This is a genomic window from Nocardioides exalbidus, from assembly GCF_900105585.1.
In the GTDB taxonomy this organism is placed as follows: Bacteria; Actinomycetota; Actinomycetes; order Propionibacteriales; family Nocardioidaceae; genus Nocardioides; species Nocardioides exalbidus.
The window spans coordinates 1,568,440-1,584,958 of sequence record NZ_FNRT01000002.1 but is presented as its reverse complement, the minus strand read 5'-3'; the positions used below and the strand labels follow the sequence as shown (position 1 = coordinate 1,584,958).

Sequence of the window (16,519 nt, the reverse complement as noted above, 5' to 3'; positions counted from 1 at the left end):
TCCGACCATCCAGCCTGTTTGCGGCGTAGGCACCGGCCACATCAGCGGGAAGCCACGCACCGGATTGGTTACGCGCTGAACTGCAGCGAACGACCTATTCGCACGCCGGCCCCGCGGCGCGTCGTTAGACTTCGTGGACATTCGACAAGGGGGCGGGCAGTGGGACTTTTTAGCAGCGGCGGCGTTAGCAGCGCGAACACATACGCACGGCTCGCCACGGAGAAGAACACTCGAGAGATCGCGAAGACGCTCAAAAATCAAGCGGCGACTGCGCAGAACGACTCGGCCCGCGTTCAGTGGTGCATCGACAGAATCCAGGAACTCGATGCTGAGGTGCGACGGCTTCGCGCCGAGGTGGATCGGCTGTCAGGTACTCCTGCCTGACTGTTTGGCTCGCGGCGATGTGACGCAACGCGTTTCTTGCGTCGCTCAAGTGTTTCATGCGGGCGGACCACTACATCCGCGGCGGCCTTCATGCTCGACGTTGAACCGCTCCGGTCTGTCCGTGGATGCAGCAGTAGCGGGCACTGATCGGAGCGGGCGTAGGCGCTGTCGTGCCTGCCGTAACCTCGGCGTGGTCTGCCTGGCTGCAACACGACCGCGCACGGGAGGCACAGCAGGACATTCGCGATGCCCGGCTCTTCGAGCATCGCCGAGAGGCATACGCACGGTTCGTTGCCGAGTCCAACGGGCTCGCCTCGAGGTACAACCGGCATTTTATGGACGACGAGGCGCTCGACCTCGGGGCTGATCCGCTCCGAAGTGTCATAGACCGCGCTGCGCTCGTTCAGCTCTATGGGACGGCTGAGGCCGCTGAGTTGGCCGACTTCGCTTGGTCTGCGCTTGCCAAGTACATACGTCATGGCCGAGAGGAAGGCGGCCTGGTGTTCGACTTTCAGGTTGTCCTCGACCGGTTCATCAACCAGGCAAGAGCGGACCTTGGTGTTCCCGAAACGCCAAGCGTCACCACGGAGGCTGGCTGATTGAGTCCGTACTTGGGGTGCACGCGTGGATGCAGCGGTACGTGCCTGAACCTTCGCCCATGCGTCACGTTGCTATGTCGAGCCCCGCGGGGACGACGCAAGCCATCGCTAAACGCTCGCCCGCGGCGAACCAGGAATCAGCGATGTCGCTCGGTAAGTCAGTCTTCAGAAGAGGCCTATGCTTCGTCGTCGGTCTGGGGCTCCGCGACAAGCGGCTTCACCGCCGGGCCAGGGTGCCTAATAGTGCCGATGGTGGGGTTGTCGTACGAGAAGTTCAGTTCGGTGAACTCGTTCACGAGGTCCTTCGTCAACTTGTTGTCCGCGACAATGAACTGCAAGCGCCCCTTCACGACTGCGACCTGGGTTGCGAAACGGTTGTACATCTGGCTTGAGATGCCTTCTGCGCTGCTCAGCGCTAGCTGCGGGCTGTCGATGAGCAGGAACCCGGGGTAGGGGGTGTCGTTCAGGCGGACAGCCACCGCGATGAGGGACATCCAGTACGCGACCTGGGTGGCGGTGGCGATTCCGCCAGCGGAGCTGACCTTGTCGAAGGCGCGTCCGTCGATAAGGGGCAGATAGGTGTCGGGGTCAATGGTTGCACTCTGACCGGCGGGGATCCGGAAATCAGCGACTGTGTTGGCGAACTCTTCCGTGAGGTCGGCGAAGACCATGGAGCGGCGCTGAGCCAGAGCGGCGTTCGCATTATTTATGCGGGTTTTCAAGGCGCCGCGGCGCTTCTCGAGTTCTTGTGCTGCGAGTCCAAGGTCGTTGGCGCGGTCCCACTGCTTGAGCACCTCGCTGAGGTGCTTCTGGTCTGCCTTCGCGCGTGCCGCCTTTGCTGACGCGTCCATATAGGCCTGGAGGCGCGGGGTGACACGGTTCGCGGTGCGCTCTTCTATTCGGCTGGTCAGGTTCGCAACGAGTTGTGTCCGGTCGGCGACCGCACTGGCCGCCTCCGCTGCTTGCGCACGGATGACCGAAAGCTGCAGCTCGATTTCCTCAGCTTGCTCGACCAGTTGAGTTGTCTCGTACTGACCTCGTGTGAGGTCCTTCACGTTGTCGTGCTGTAGACAAACACGGCACGTGTCAGGAGGAACCTCTCGCTGGTTCAGTTTCTGCGTACAGCGCGGGCAGACGACGAACTCGATGTTTGCAAGACGGTCGCCCGCACTCGCCATCTGGGTAAGTCGTGCGATGTCTTGGCCAACTTGGTGCCGCTCGGCCGTGTACTGGGCTTGCTCGCGTTGCAGCGAGTTCACCAGGTCGCGCGCATCGCTCAGAGAGCGTTCGCTTGTGGTGAGCATTTCTCGAAGCATTTGAGTTTCGCGATCAATGACATCTTCGACCTCGTTGCTCAACCGAGTGAGCGAGGCTATTCCGTCTGCTTCTTCCTTGACAGCACCTTCGTACGCCAGCTCTGCGTCGAAGCGTGCTTTGGTGCCACTGCCACTCAAGAATTGATTGATGGTGTCGAATTCGCGCTTGGCCTCAGCAGTCTCGCCCTTTAGCTGGTTGACCTGCGACTGCATGTCGAGGATGTCGGCGTCAGTTAGGCCGAACAAAAGCTCGAAAACAGCCTTTCGCTTAGGTTCGTAGTAGCTCTCCTTACTTCCCGCGATCTGTTGATTGATCGCTGCCTGCGGCACATACATGTATCGGAAGAGGTCGTAGAAGGTGATGAGCGCGCCCTTGCGGCTGCTTGCGCCGGACCGTGCCGCTGCACGCATCTGAGTCGAAAGGCCAAGAGCATTCATCAGGATGTCGCTGACGGTCTCGTTCTTGGCGTCCTCGATGGGGACTTCTGTGCGCACTTCGCCGGTGATGAGGTCCGTGACGGTGAGGGTCTTGGAACGGCTGGCGTCGAGTTCGCGACTTAGCTGGAACTGCTCGGTGCCGACGTAGACGGTGATGTGAACCTCGGAAACTGCCTGGGTCGCGACCGGTGCAATGAGGCCATCCCCACCCAGGGAGAACTTGACCAGTTCGAACAGGGTGGTCTTCCCGACTCCGGTGTCGCCGGCGAGGACGGTCAGGTCGTCGTCAAAGTTGTAGATGACGGGACCTTCGACGGTCTCGACCCTGAACTGTCGGATACGGAAGCGCGCGGTCATGAGATGACCTCGCGGTGCGGGCGGTCCATGAGCGTTGCGAGCCTCTCGTAGATTCGTTCTTTGAGCGCGTTGCCGGACATGCCACGTGATGCCTGTGCAACCGCCGCACACCGGTCTGCGACGTCGCTCCATACGGAGTCTTTGGCGAGGTTCGCGGCGAGTGCACTTCCCGCGGCGGTTGGGACGAGAGAGACGCTGCCTTTGCGGCCTGACCCGTACTTGAGAAGACCCCGGGACACCAGAGCGCCGATGACGGGGTAGTACCTATCATCCCAAGGGCCGTACTTATAGCGAGTCATCGGGTCTTGAACCACAGTGGGGTTCAAGATGTCCTCCTCGCTGAGGTGGAGGCGCTTGTCGGGCCCAAGCTCTTCCAGTACGACACTTGCCAACGCTGGGTAGCGCACGAAGAAGTCGAGCTTGGCCAGCTTGGTGAGCCCGTCTAGCTTTCGGTTGTGCTCGGGCTCGGCCGCTACGGAGGCGACCAAGAGCAGGACCCGAATTTGGTGGTACGCAAGATCGTCCAACTCCCACTGGAGCTCGTCGAGCTCCTCGATGCTTTGGCTCACGAGGCTGCCCCTTGTGCGAGCTGGCGCATCTTCTCCTCGACGTCGAACTTCGGGGAGAACCAGACAACACAGTTGTTCGACAGTTCCGCGATGCCGCCCAGGAGCATGTCAGCGTCCAACCCGTTTGCCTTAGGGGTGCCCTCGAGCTCGTCTACCCGGGCTTGTACCGAGACCCAGAGCTTCTTCCCCCACGGTTCAGTCGGGTGGGAAACACGTTCGACCTCCTCTTCGGCGACCCGGTGAAGCATGTTCAATACCTTGCGCTCCGCCGTGATCTTGCTCGGACCCGACGTCTCTGCTCTCCAGTGCGATCGGTACTGCAGCCGAAGTCTCTCGGCCCGCCCAATCGAGGTGTCAGAGCACCCGCCGACGTCCATCTTCACGGCCACCCTTGTCGCCCAGACCTTCTTGGGAAGCGGGCGGTACCCGGACGTGTTCGCGAGCGCGACTTCAACAATTGTCTCGACGTCGGCGAGGGTAAGCATGCGCTTCTCGAACCCGGTCTCGTCTGCCGCTCCCAGAAGAATAGGCAGTGACGCACGCGCGTTTGGACCTGCCGCACGCATCCGCTGCCGAACCATGTCCAACAACGCGCTCCAGATAGCATCCGCTGCGTCAGGTCGGCCGAGTGCGACAGCGACCGGCATGGCGTACCGACTGCTCGCTGAATACTCCAAGTCGTCCCGGAACGGCCGGCCGTGATCGATGCAAAGGATTTGCAGGAACGCAGCCAGAGTCTCGCGAGTCTCTGCGCCTATCGATTCCAATGTGACGGTCGGATCGGTCGCGGTCAACTTGTGTAGGCGCCGCTTCGACATCTCCTTCGAAAGTCTGTCGAGCAATGCGCCGTACTCGTTGTCACTGAGGTCGATGGTGCTCTGCTCGGCAAAGTGAGCGCACGCCTTCTCTAGATCGAGAGCAATTGAACTAAGCGCTGACGTTGTAACCAAGCGACAGTGAGGTGAGTTGCCCAACGCCACCCAGCGGTCAAAAAGGTGAAGGACGCCGCCGTCATCGAGCAGCATCTTGAGAGTGCTGTAGGTCCCGAACTCACGCTCATGGTGCTTGGCCGAAACGATCTCGGCGTCTGGGCCCTTCGTGAATGACCAGTCCTCGTGGTGCTCGCAGTACAACTCGAACGCGGCCGTCGCGTCGGCAGAGCCCGGGCTCGCAGTCAGACGCGAGTACATCAGAGACAGAAGATCCGCGGTCGCCATCGCGCATTGCCAGTCGAACCGATCATAGGTCTCGGCTCCGGCATCGTCGGGCGCGGGTGTGGAGACTAGGACTTGGGCAGGCGTTGCCGCAATCGCAGCCCGGGAGTCATCCACGGACGACAGAATAGGTCGCCATTGTCGGAAGCGGTCAACTTTTCTCGAGATCCAATGAGCGGGCATGCGTGGGTGTTGCTATGCCTCAATTCATGACTCCTTGGGGGCCGTTTCTTGATCGGCAATCAGGCGTCGTGAGTTGGCTCGCCGCGTCATTCTGGGCGAAGGGCCGTACGCCACAACCCCTTTCGCCACCGGGACCCAGTGTCGGACCCTCCTGCTTGAGTAGATCCATGCACCTGACCGCCGCCCTCGACGAGCTGACCGAGGCCGAGCTCCTCGATCATGCCGACGAGGTGGCGCGCACCCAGCGCGAGTGCGAGGTCCAGGTGCTGCGGATCGCGTTGCAGGTGGCGGTGATCAACAACCCGGATCGGCTCGATCCCGAGGTCGCCAGGCTCCCGGGCCGGGAGCGGACCCGACGGTTCGGCGGGGTCGGCACGCACGACGTGACCGAGTTCGCCGCGACCTCTCTCGGCGCCAGGCTAGGGATCTCCACCGGGTCGGCGCACTCGCTGATGGCCGACGCGTTGGACCTGGCGATCCGACTCCCTCAGCTGTGGCGGCGCGTCGAGGCGCTGGAGGTGAAGGCGTCCTACGCCCGGTTCGTGGCTCGCCGCACCCGCGACCTCACCATCGATCAGGCCCTCTACGTCGATGAGCGCGTGGTCGAGTCGGCGGACGGACGGATCCCGTGGTCGCGGTTCGAGGACCTCGTCACAGGTGCCATCGTCGCCTCCGACCCTGTGGCCGCGGCGCGCAAGGAGCAGGAGAACGCCACGCGTCAGGTCGCCAGCCCGACCCGATCGACCGAGGACGGGATGCGGGGCTTCTTCATCCGTGCACCGTTCCACGTGATCACAAAGCTGGACGCGACGGTGCAGTGGCTCGCTGACATCCTCGCCGCCCTGGGCGACACCGACGACAACGACGCCCGCCGGGTCAAGGCCGTCGCCGTCCTGGCGACCCCGCACGAGGCCGTGCGGCTGATCGAAGCCTTCCTCGCGTCACAGAACGCCGTGGAGACCACCGAACAGCCGGACGTCGACTGGGCAAAGGTGATTCCGACCGTGACCCTGTTCGTCCACCTGTACGGCGCCACCGACCCGGCCGAGGCGACCGGCACCGCGCGGGTCGAGGGCCACGGCCCCGTCACGGAAGCCTGGGTGCGCGAGCACCTCGGCCCACACGCCCGGTTCACCATCCAGCCCGTCTTCGACCTCGCCGGTCAGGCACCGGTCGACGCCTACGAGATCCCCGACCGACATCGAAGGGCCGTGCACCTGATGACGCCGGCCGACACCTTCCCGTGGGGAGCATGCACCCGAGAGATGCAGATCGACCACACGGTGCCCTACCGCTCGATGAAGGACGGCGGGCCACCGGGACAGTCGAGGGTGGGCAACTACGGACCGATGACCCCGTTCCACCACCGCATCAAGACCCACACCAGCTGGCAGGTCCAGCAGCCCTTCCCGGGCATCTACGTCTGGCGCGACCCCCACGGCGCGCTCTACCTCGTCGACCACACCGGCACCCGACGCGTCGATGCCACGCCACGACGTAGTCCTGCGGAGGAAGCCCTCCACCGGGCGCTGTTCGACCTCGCCGCCTGAGGGCTGCAAGAGTCAGTCGCTCGGCGGCAGGTGCTTCTTCATCAGGCGCCGGACCCGCTTCTGCTTGCGGTCCGGGATCATCGAGCGCATCTCCTCGAGCTTGCCGAAGCACAGCAGCCGGTCCTCGGCCTCGAGGACTGTCTTGTTGCGCGGGTTCGGGATGACCTGTGGACCGCGGTGGAGTGTCAGGACCGTGATGTCGCGGTCGTCGAGGCCGGAGTCGCCGAGCTTCTTGCCGACCATGTCGGAGCCGTCGTGGACCGCGATCTCGGCCACGCCGTAGCCGGTCGAGACGGTGAGCCGCTGGCGTACGTCGATGTCGGGGAAGGCCACCTGGTTGTCGATGTAGTCGATGATCGCGCCGGCGACGTCGAGCTTGGTCGCGGCCTCGATGCCCTCCAGGCCGGGCGAGGAATTCACCTCCATCACCTGCGGGCCGTTCTTGCCCTCGAGCATGTCGACACCGGCGACGCGCAGGCCCATGATCTGCGCGGACCGCACGGCCACGCGCTCGAACTCCTCGTCGAGCTCGACCGGCTCGACGCTGCCGCCGCGGTGCACGTTGGAGCGGAACTCGTCGCCCTGCGCCACGCGCCGCATCGCCGCCACGACCCGGTCGCCGACGACGAGCGCACGGATATCGCGGCCCTTGCTCTCCTTGACGAACCGCTGGATCAGCACGTTCTGCCGGGTGCTCTGGAGGGTCTCGATGATCGCCTCCGCCACCTTGATGGTCGGCGCCAGGATCACGCCGATGCCCTGCGTGCCCTCCAGCAGCTTGATCACGACGGGCGCACCGCCGACGCGCTCGATCGCCGGGATCACGTCGGCGCGGTCGCGCACGAAGGTCGTCGCCGGCATCGGGATCTCGTGGCGCGAGAGGATCTGCGTCGCGCGCAGCTTGTCGCGGCTGTTCGCGATGCCATAGCTGGTGTTGGGCGTGTAGACGTCCATCTGCTCGAACTGACGCACGACGGCGGTGCCGAAGTAGGTGATCGAGTTGCCGATGCGCGGCAGCACGGCGTCGTACGTCGACAGCTGCTTGCCGCGGAACAGGAGGTCGGGCTCGTCCCCCGAGAGGTCGATGCCGAAGCGGAGGGTGTTGAGCACCTTCACGTCGTGCCCGCGGTCCACCGCGGCGGTCCGAAGACGCTGGGTGCTGTAGGAGCGCGGGGCCCGAGACAGGATGGCGAGCTTCATGGTCACCCATACAACCATCCCCACCAGCACCCGTTGCCCCGGCCGTCACCTGAGAGGATGGGGCCGTGTCCTCCACCCCGAGCTCATCCGCAGCCGCGGACGACTCCGCCCCGGGAGCACCGACGATCGTGGGCTGGCGCGAGTGGGTGTCGCTCCCACAGGCAGACGTCGAGTGGGTGAAGGCCAAGATCGACACCGGCGCCCGCTCGTCCTCGATCCACGCCTTCGACCTCGAGGTCTTCGTGCCCGACGGCCTCGACGAGGAGTGGGTCCGCTTCTCGATCCACCCCTGGCAGAAGTCCGACGACGAGTCGCACGAGCTCACCCTCCCGGTGCTCGACACCCGCGAGGTCCGCAGCAGCAACGGCCAGGTGGAGAAGAGGTACGCCGTCGCGCTCGACGTGGTGCTCGCCGGCCGCACCCTCACCACCGTGATGACGCTGAGCAACCGCGACGAGATGGGCTTCCGGATGCTCATCGGCCGCGAGGCGCTCGAGCGCGGCTACCTCGTGGACTCGTCGAGGTCCTACGCCGGTGGCCGGCCGAAGCGGTCGATCCGCAAGAAGAACTGGGGCAAGTAGTGGCCCGCGAGTCGTTCGCCATCGGCGGGGTGAGGATCCGTGCCGGCACGGTCCGCGCGCTCGAGCTGCCGATCACCCGCCTGGTGACCGGCTCCGACGTGACGCTCCCGGTGCGCGTGGTCCACGGGCGCGAGGACGGCCCGACGACCTGGATCAACGCCGCGATCCACGGCGACGAGGTCGTCGGCGTCGAGGTCGTGCGCCAGGTGATGGCCGGGCTCGATCCCAAGACCTTCCGCGGCACGCTCGTCGCGGTCCCGATCGTCAACGTGCTCGGCTTCATGACCGGCGACCGCTACCTCCCGGACCGCCGCGACCTCAACCGCTCCTTCCCCGGCTCCGCGCGCGGCTCGCTCGCGGGCCGGATCGCGCACCTGTTCATGCGCGAGATCGTGTCCGGCTGCGAGGTCGGGATCGACCTCCACACCGGCTCCGACCGCCGCAGCAACCTGCCGCAGGTGCGCGCCGACCTCGACGACGAGCGCACCCGCGAGCTGGCCGCCGTCTTCGGCGCGCCGGTCATGCTGCACGCCAAGATCCGCGACGGCTCGCTGCGCCACGCCGCGCGCGAGCACGGCGCCAAGGTGCTCCTCTACGAGGCGGGCGAGCCGCTGCGGTTCGACGACTACGCCGTCGACGCCGGCGTGGTCGGCGTACGACGCGTGCTGGCCGCGCTCGGCATGACCGAGCCCGTCGACGAGCCGCCGGTCGAGCCGAGCCTGGAGTGCCGGTCCAGCGGCTGGGTCCGGGCCCGGCGCACCGGGATCCTGCACCTCGACGCGCACCTCGGCCAGAAGGTCAGCGACGGCGAGCGGCTCGGCACGCTCTTCGACTCCTTCGGCAAGACCCTGCGCGCGGTCTACGCCAACCGCGACGGCATCGTGATCGGACGCACCGAGGCCCCGCTGGTGAACTCCGGCGACGCGGTCGTGCACATCGCCAACTAACGTCTCCGGCATGGCCTTCGACGTCGCTTCCTTCCGCCGCGAGTTCCCGTCGCTCCGATCGGGGATCGCGCACTTCGACAACCCCGGCGGCACCCAGACGCCCGCAGTCGTCGGCGAGGCGATCGCCCGCACGATCACCGGTCCGCTGTCGCAGCGCGGGGCCGGCACGCTCAGCCAGCGCAACGCCGAGGCAGTGGTCGCCGGCTTCCGCTCGACCATCGCCGACCTGCTCGGCGCCGACCCCCGCGGCGTGGTGCACGGCCGCAGCGCGACGGCACTGACGTACGACTTCTCCCGCACGCTCGCGAGGACCTGGACCGCGGGCGACGAGATCGTCCTGTGCGAGCTCGACCACGACTCCAACGTGCGGCCGTGGATCCAGGCCGCCGAGCGGGCGGGCGTCACCGTGAAGTGGCTGCGGCTCGTGCCGTCCACCGGCGAGCTCGACCTGGCCTCGCTCTCCGAGATCGGGCCGCGGACCCGCCTGGTCGCGCTCACCGCGGCGTCCAACCTCCTCGGCACCCGGCCGCCGGTCGCGACCGTCGCGGCCCGCGCGCACGAGGTCGGCGCGCTGGTGTATGTCGACGCGGTGCACCACGCCGCGCACGCCGCCCCCGACATCACCGCGATGGGCGCGGACCTGGTCGTGTGCTCGCCCTACAAGTTCTTCGGGCCGCACTGCGGGGCGCTCGTGGCCGACCCGGCGCTGCTCGAGACGCTCCAGCCCGACAAGCTGCTGCCGTCGACCAACGCGGTGCCCGAGCGGTTCGAGCTCGGCACGCTCCCCTACGAGCTGCTCGCCGGCGCGACGGCGGCGGTCGACTTCATCGCCTCGTGGTCGCCGGTCGAGGGCAACCGCCGCGAGCGGATCGTCGCCTCCGCGGCGGAGATCGCCGACCACGAGCTCCGGCTCCGCACCCGGATCGAGGAGGGGCTGGCGTCCCTCGGCGACGGGCTCACCCTCCACTCGCGCGCCGCCGACCGGACCTCGACGCTGTTCCTCACGCTGCGCGACCACGACCCGGCGGCGGCGTACGCGTTCCTCGCGGAGCGCGACGTCCTCGTCCCGGCCGGCACGTTCTACGCCGTCGAGACCTTCCGCGCGCTCGGACTCCCCGTCGACTCGGGCCTGCGGATCGGGCTCGCGGCCTACACCGACGACTCCGACGTCGACCGGCTGCTCGCGGGACTGGGCGACTTCCTGCGCTGAGCCGCGATCAGTCGGGTCGGTAGGCACCCCGCGCCTGCTGGGCGACCTCCTGGCCGGACGTACCCTGCTCCGCGCTCGAGTCGACGTCGTCGGTGTCGACCGTGTCGCCGACCGTCGCGTTGCCGTCGGGCTCGGCGTCGAGCGCGCGCTGACGGTCCTCGTCGCTGACGCGCTCTCCGGCCGTCGGGAAGTCCGACTCCTCCGGGTGCTCGGCGTAGGGGTCGGGTTGGTCGGTGGTCATGTCGTCGACGCTACGTCGGCGGGGTGCGACCGGAACCGCCCCGACGGGTGACCGGCTCGTGTCGGTGGGCTCGGGCAGGATGGCGGTGTGCCTCAGCACTGGGTGCTCCACGTCGACATGGACCAGTTCCTGGTCGCGGTCGAGCTGCTGCGCCGACCCGAGCTGGTCGGCAAGCCGGTCGTGGTCGGCGGGCGCGGCGACCCGACGGAGCGCGCGGTCGTCTCGACGGCGTCCTACGAGGCGCGCGAGCACGGCGTACGCAGCGGGCTGGCGCTCAAGCTCGCGCACCGGCGGTGCCCGGAGGCGGTGTTCCTCCCGGTGGACTTCCCGGTCTACGAGGAGGCGTCGGCGCGGGTGATGGAGACGCTGCGGGCCTTCCCGGGCGCGACGGTCGAGGTGCTCGGCTGGGACGAGGCGTTCGTCGGGATCGAGACCGACGACCCGGTGGCCACGGCCGACCAGGTGCGCGCGGCGGTGTTCGAGGCGACCGGCCTGCACTGCTCGGTCGGGATCGGCGACACCCTCGTGCGGGCCAAGATCGCGACCGACTTCGGCAAGCCGCAGGGCACCTTCATGCTCACCCGCGACACCTGGATGGAGGTGATGGGCGCGCGGCCGACCACCGCCCTCTGGGGCGTGGGCAACAGGATCGGCGCACGCCTCGAGTCGATCGGGATCCGCACCGTCGCCGACCTCGCGGGCGCCGAGGAGGAGGCACTGGTCGCGGCGTTCGGCCCCACCAACGGCCCCCACCTCGGGCGGCTCGGCCGCGGTGGAGGTCGCTCCCGGCCCGACGACACGCCCTGGGTGGCGCGCGCCCACGGACGCGAGACGACGTACCAGCACGACCTGGCCTCCGCCGAGGAGGTGCTGGCCGCGATCACCGAGCTCGCCGAGCGGGTCGTCGCCGACTGCGGCAAGGAGGGGCGCGAGGTGGCGCGGGTGCACCTGAAGGTGCGGTTCGCGCCGTTCTTCACGTTCACCAAGGTCCGCAAGCTGGCCGGTCCCACGCTCGACGTCGAGGTGATCGCGCAGACCGCCTTCGCGCTCTACCTCGCCCTCGACGACACCCGCCCCGTGCGCCTGCTCGGCGTCCGGGGCGAGATGGTGCCGCCCGAGGGTGGCTACTAGCCGAGCAGCGAGAGCCCGGCGGCCAGGGCGAAACCGGCGACGGTCGCGAGCCCGGCGCGGTCCTTCGCCTTCTCCTTCGCCTCCGGCACCATCGAGTCGATCAGCATCGTCAGCAGCGCACCCGCGGCGAAGCCGTCGATCGCCGCGCGGACCTCGCTCGACGCGGTGTCGGCCGCGAGGTAGCCACCCACCGTGGCGAGCGCGCACGCGATCGCGACGACGGCCCAGAGCCGGAGCACCTGGGCGGGCGCACGTCCCGACGACCGCATGTCGGCGGCCGATCCGATCCCCTCGGGGAGGTTGGACACGAAGATCGCGACGAGCAGCGCCGCACTGACTCCCTGGCCCTGCGCCAGCCCGATGCCGAGCACCGCCTGCTCCGGGATCCCGTCGAGGAACGATCCCAGCGCGAGCGACGTACCGCCTCCGGACGACCGCGACTCGACGGCCTTGTCAGCGAGGTAGAACGTCGCAGCACCGAGGACCAGGCCGAGCGCGACCGGCCACGCGCCGCCGATCCGCAGGCCCTCCTCGGCGAGCTCGAAGGAGACGCTCGCGATGAGCGCTCCAGCCCCGAAACCGAGCACCAGCCCGACGAGCGTGTCCGACCAGGACCGGACCAGCGCCAGGGCGGCGCCGAGCACCAGCGAGCTGGCGGCCAGCGCTCCCCACCCCAGCGCCTCGATCACGACAGGGCCCCGGGCATGTCAGTCGACGCCGGCCATCAGCTTGTGGATCGGCTTGTTGAGCGCCATCACCACGACGCCGGTGACGACCGAGGCGAGGCCGACCCAGATGAAGAACGGCGCCTCGTCGGTCTCGTCGTAGTAGCCCGCGAGCGTGCCGGCGAGGGCGGTGCCGAGGGCGATCGAGAGGAAGTAGAGGCCGACCATCTGCGTGGCGAACTTCTTCGGCGCCAGCTTGGTCGTCGCGCTCAGGCCGACCGGCGAGATCAGCAGCTCGGCGAGCGTGAAGAGCAGCAGGATCCCAACGATGCCGATGAGCGGAGCGGTGTTCTGGCCGCCGGGCATCGGCAGGAAGGCGAAGAACGCGACGCCCATCAGGGCGGTGCCGGCACCGAACTTGAACGGCGTGGCCGGGGCCCGGTCGCCGAGCTTGGTCCACAGCGCGGCGAAGACGCCGGCGAGCACGATGATGAAGATCGGGTTGATGCTGTTGACCCACGAGACCGGCATCTCCCAGCCGAAGAGGCTGCGGTCGAGCCGCTTGTCGGCGTAGATCGTGACCACGGTGAACTGCTGCTGGTAGAGCGACCAGAAGACCACGTTGCACACGAAGAGCGGCATGAACGCGAAGATCCGGCTGCGCTCGACGCCCTGCACCTCCTTGTCGGCGAGGATCACCGCGAAGTAGGCGATCGCGGCGACGAGGCTGATGCCGATCACGATGTTGGAGAGCCGGTCGGCGGTGATGACGTCGGCCCACACGAGGACGCCGATCAGCACGAGCACGACGACCGCGCCCACGGCGTAGCGCGCACCGCGTCCGGCCGGGAGCGGATTCGCGACGTGGTTGGTCTCGTCGGGCAGCCGGTGGCGGAAGTACGCGTACTGCGCGAGGCCGAGCGCCATGCCGACGGCCGCGGCGCCGAAGCCCCAGTGGAAGCCGGCCTCCTTCTGCAGCAGGCCGGTCAGCAGCGGGCCGATGAAGGCACCGATGTTGATGCCCATGTAGAAGAGCGAGAAGCCCGCGTCGCGGCGCGGGTCGTGCTCGTCGTAGAGCGAGCCGACCAGCGAGGTCGCGTTGGCCTTCACGCCGCCCGAGCCGAGGGCGATCAGCACGAGCCCGACGCCGACCCCGGTCAGCCCCGGCAGGACCGCCAGCGCGATGTGGCCGAGCATGACGCAGACGGCCGCGTAGAACAGCGTCCGCTCCGGGCCGAGCACCCGGTCGGCGAGCCAGGCGCCGAGGATGGTGGAGAGGTAGACCGCGCCGCCGTAGGCGCCGACGATGCCGGTCGCGACGCCCTCGTCGATGCCGAGGCCGCCCTGCGCGGCGGTGTAGTAGAGGTAGATGAGCAGGATGCCCTGCATGCCGTAGAAGCTGAACCGCTCCCACAGCTCGACACCGAAGAGGTTCGCCAGCACGCCCGGCTGGCCGAAGAACGCGGTGTCCGATCGCTTGTCCTGCGTGTTCTGTCGAGGCGTGTTCTCAGGTGTGGCACTCACTCGCTCCACAGTGCCACCGCGCGCGCCGGATGTCTCCACCGGACCCCTCCCCGGGGGTAGTCCGGGAGAAGCGGGTCACTCGGTCGCGATGGCCTCGAGCACCTTCATCCTCGACGCCCGGACGGCGGGTACGACGGCGGCGAGCACGCCGAACAGGACGGCGACCACCAGGAAGAGGGCGAGGCTGGTGATCGGCAGGGCGAGCTCGGTGAGGTCGTCCTTGAGCGACTCGCGCAGGACCACGCCGATGACCAGGCCGAGCACCATCCCGAGGACGGCGCCGAGGAGGGCGATGGCCACCGACTCGAGCGTGATCATCAGGCGCAGCTTGCGCCGCGACAGCCCGACCGCGCGGAGCAGGCCGATCTCGCGGGTGCGCTCGAGCACGCTGAGGCCGAGGGTGTTGACGATGCCGATGACGGCGATGACCACGGCGAGGGCGAGCAGGCCGTAGATGACGTAGAGCAGCTGGTTGACCTGGCCGCTGATGAGCTCCTTGAACTCCTCCTTGTCCTGCACCGACAGGATCGGCAGGTCCTTGACCACGTCCTCAAGGTCCTGCTTGACCGCTCCGCGGTCGGCACCGTCGGCGACGTTGATGCTGATCGAGGAGTCGCTGCGCTTGACGCCGGCCTCGCCCAGGACCGCGAGCGGCACCGTGAGCCCGCTGGTCACGGGGGTGTCCTCGAAGACGCCGGCCACCCGGAGCGGGATCGACCTCCCGCCGGGGAACTCCACGTCGATCGTGTCGCCGGTCGTGGCGTCCAGGTCGTCCGAACGGCTCTGGCTGAGCAGCGCCTGGTCGCCGGAGATCCTCTCGGTCCCGGAGACCATCGTCAGGGTGTAGACCTCGGAGAAGGCCGCGTCGACGCCGTTGGCGAACGTCTGGTCGGGCTTGCCGTCGACCTCGACGCTGACCGGGACGCCCTGCTGGCGCGAGACCACACCGACCCCGTCGACGGCCTCCATCGCGTCGCCGTACTGGACCGGGAAGCCCTGGAACGTCGGGAGCTGGACCAGGAAGTCGCTCGTGAACTGGTCGTCGACGATCTTGTCCTGAGTGGCGCTGAGCGAGGCGGCGAGGACGCCCACCGCGGAGACGACGGCGAGACCGATCATCAGCGCGGAGGCGGTGGCGCCGGTGCGGCGCGGGCTGCGCAGGGCGTTCTCGCCGGCCAGGCGCCCCGGTGTGCCGAAGAGCCGGCCGAAGAGGCTGCGGCACAGCAGCAGCACCGGCTTGCCGACCACCGGCGCGAGGACGGCGGTGGTGACCACCCAGATGACCGCGCCGGCGCCGATCCAGATCGCGTCGGTCCCCGGCGCGCCGACGAGGCCGGCTGCCACCAGCGCGGTGCCGACGACCATCGCGATCGTGCCGAGCAGCAGCCGGCGGGCCATCCCCTTCTCCTGCACGACCAGGTCGTCTCGCATCGCTGCGACCGGAGGTACCTTGGCCGCGCGCCGCGCCGGGACGAAGGCCGCGACCATCGTGACCACGATCCCGACCACGTAGCCCGAGAGGACCGTGAAGGGCGTCAGGGTCAGCACGTCGCCGGCGATGTCGAGGCCGAAGGTGCGGAAGAGGCCGGCGAGGGCTCGCGCCAGACCGAGCCCGAGCAGCAGGCCGAGCGTCGCGCCGACCACGGACATCAGGAACGCCTCGACCAGCACCGAGCGCGTGACCTGCCTCCTGCTCGCGCCGAGGGCGCGCAGCAGCGCGGACTCGCGCACCCGCTGGGAGACGAGGATCGAGAAGGTGTTGAAGATGATGAAGGCCCCGACCACGATCGCGATCACCGCGAAGGTGGTCAGGAAGATCGAGATGACGTCGAGGAACTGGCCGATCTGGTCCTGCTGCTCCTTGATGACCGTGTCGCCCGTGACGGCCGTGAAGCCGTCCGGCACGACGGCCTTCGCGGCCTCGGCGAGCTCGGTGCGTGACACCCCGTCGGCGGCGGTCAGCGACACGCTGGTGAAGGCGTCCTTGCCGTCGAGGAAGATGTCCTGCGACTCCCGGGTGTCGAGCAGGACCAGCGTGGCGCCGGCGGTGCCCCCGCCGTTGAACTCGGCGGTGCCGACGAGGGTGAAGGTGCGCTCCGGCTTCGCGGTCGGAGTGATCATGGTGACCGTGTCACCGATCGAGTAGCCGCCCCGCTCGGCGGAGGAGGCGTCGAGGGTGACCTCGCCCGGCTTCTCGGGCCACCGGCCCCGGACGAGCTGGAGCACCTGCTCGCCCTGGATGTTCTCGCTGGGCGCGTAGTTGAAGGCGAGGGTCGGCGCACCCTGGCCGCCGACCAGCTTGTCGTCGGCGCCCAGCAGGAACGAGCCGAAGCCGTCGACCGAGCCCGCCGCCTCCGCGACCTGGGGGAGGGCGGCGAGCTTCGCGACGTCGTCGGGGTGATCAGCGAGG

The 16,519-nt window shown here is 68.0% G+C and carries 14 protein-coding genes; 6 read left to right on the top strand and 8 right to left on the bottom strand.

Translation table 11 applies throughout. The features are described from left to right. Positions 1 to 554: 554 nt before the first annotated feature. Positions 555 to 983 (top strand): hypothetical protein, encoded by a 429-nt coding sequence (locus BLV76_RS22100; RefSeq protein WP_139306519.1) that lies wholly within the window; start codon positions 555 to 557, stop codon positions 981 to 983. A 176-nt stretch (positions 984 to 1,159) separates the two neighbouring features. Here the strand turns inward: BLV76_RS22100 and BLV76_RS07955 are convergent, their stop codons facing one another. Genes BLV76_RS07955 through BLV76_RS07945 form a run of 3 tightly spaced genes read right to left on the bottom strand, consistent with a single transcriptional unit; the run spans position 1,160 to position 4,994 of the window. Continuing rightward, positions 1,160 to 3,094: an ATP-binding protein gene (locus BLV76_RS07955; protein WP_090968644.1), complete on the bottom strand. Its 1,935-nt coding sequence runs from the start codon at positions 3,092 to 3,094 to the stop codon at positions 1,160 to 1,162. Further along, positions 3,091 to 3,663, bottom strand: coding sequence for a hypothetical protein (locus BLV76_RS22820; protein ID WP_245734594.1), 573 nt, complete (start codon positions 3,661 to 3,663; stop codon positions 3,091 to 3,093). The genes BLV76_RS07955 and BLV76_RS22820 overlap by 4 nt, the downstream gene beginning before the upstream one ends. Then, a complete protein-coding gene (locus tag BLV76_RS07945) occupies positions 3,660 to 4,994 on the bottom strand; it encodes a hypothetical protein (protein ID WP_139306518.1) in 1,335 nt (444 codons plus the stop codon). Before BLV76_RS07945 ends, BLV76_RS22820 begins: the two co-directional genes overlap by 4 nt. Positions 4,995 to 5,227: 233 nt before the next feature. On the opposite strand from BLV76_RS07945, the gene BLV76_RS07940 reads away from it, so the two are divergent. After that, positions 5,228 to 6,610, top strand: coding sequence for a DUF222 domain-containing protein (locus tag BLV76_RS07940; RefSeq protein WP_090968642.1), 1,383 nt, complete (start codon positions 5,228 to 5,230; stop codon positions 6,608 to 6,610). Positions 6,611 to 6,622: 12 nt separating this feature from the next. Here the strand turns inward: BLV76_RS07940 and BLV76_RS07935 are convergent, their stop codons facing one another. Next, positions 6,623 to 7,810 carry a RimK family alpha-L-glutamate ligase gene (locus BLV76_RS07935; RefSeq protein WP_090972474.1) on the bottom strand — a complete coding sequence of 396 codons (1,188 nt, stop codon included), beginning with the start codon at positions 7,808 to 7,810 and terminating at the stop codon, positions 6,623 to 6,625. A 65-nt stretch (positions 7,811 to 7,875) separates the two neighbouring features. On the opposite strand from BLV76_RS07935, the gene BLV76_RS22815 reads away from it, so the two are divergent. The 3 genes from BLV76_RS22815 to BLV76_RS07925 are packed head-to-tail and all read left to right on the top strand — an operon-like array spanning position 7,876 to position 10,548. Next, on the top strand, positions 7,876 to 8,391 hold the full coding sequence (locus BLV76_RS22815; RefSeq protein ID WP_217630291.1) for an ATP-dependent zinc protease family protein: 516 nt from the start codon (positions 7,876 to 7,878) through the stop codon (positions 8,389 to 8,391). Continuing rightward, a complete protein-coding gene (locus tag BLV76_RS22810; protein WP_217630290.1) occupies positions 8,391 to 9,338 on the top strand; it encodes a succinylglutamate desuccinylase/aspartoacylase family protein in 948 nt (315 codons plus the stop codon). Before BLV76_RS22815 ends, BLV76_RS22810 begins: the two co-directional genes overlap by 1 nt. Positions 9,339 to 9,348: 10 nt before the next feature. Then, complete coding sequence (locus tag BLV76_RS07925) at positions 9,349 to 10,548, top strand: cysteine desulfurase-like protein (protein WP_090968640.1); 1,200 nt, start codon at positions 9,349 to 9,351, stop codon at positions 10,546 to 10,548. Between the two features lie 7 nt (positions 10,549 to 10,555). Here the strand turns inward: BLV76_RS07925 and BLV76_RS07920 are convergent, their stop codons facing one another. Beyond that, the gene (locus BLV76_RS07920; RefSeq protein ID WP_090968639.1) at positions 10,556 to 10,789 is read right to left on the bottom strand and encodes a hypothetical protein; all 234 of its coding nucleotides are present in this window, start codon (positions 10,787 to 10,789) and stop codon (positions 10,556 to 10,558) included. Positions 10,790 to 10,876: 87 nt separating this feature from the next. Between BLV76_RS07920 and BLV76_RS07915 the strand changes: the two genes are divergently transcribed. Beyond that, a complete protein-coding gene (locus tag BLV76_RS07915; protein WP_090968638.1) occupies positions 10,877 to 11,920 on the top strand; it encodes a DNA polymerase IV in 1,044 nt (347 codons plus the stop codon). Here the strand turns inward: BLV76_RS07915 and BLV76_RS07910 are convergent. The 3 genes from BLV76_RS07910 to BLV76_RS07900 form a co-directional block, all read right to left on the bottom strand. Beyond that, entirely contained in the window at positions 11,917 to 12,609 is a 693-nt protein-coding gene (locus BLV76_RS07910; protein WP_090968637.1) for a ZIP family metal transporter, read from the bottom strand. The genes BLV76_RS07915 and BLV76_RS07910 overlap by 4 nt on opposite strands. A gap of 18 nt (positions 12,610 to 12,627) precedes the next feature. After that, positions 12,628 to 14,109 carry a peptide MFS transporter gene (locus tag BLV76_RS07905; protein WP_090968636.1) on the bottom strand — a complete coding sequence of 494 codons (1,482 nt, stop codon included), beginning with the start codon at positions 14,107 to 14,109 and terminating at the stop codon, positions 12,628 to 12,630. 75 nt (positions 14,110 to 14,184) lie between these two features. Beyond that, entirely contained in the window at positions 14,185 to 16,335 is a 2,151-nt protein-coding gene (locus BLV76_RS07900) for an ABC transporter permease (protein ID WP_245734593.1), read from the bottom strand. Positions 16,336 to 16,519: the final 184 nt, after the last annotated feature.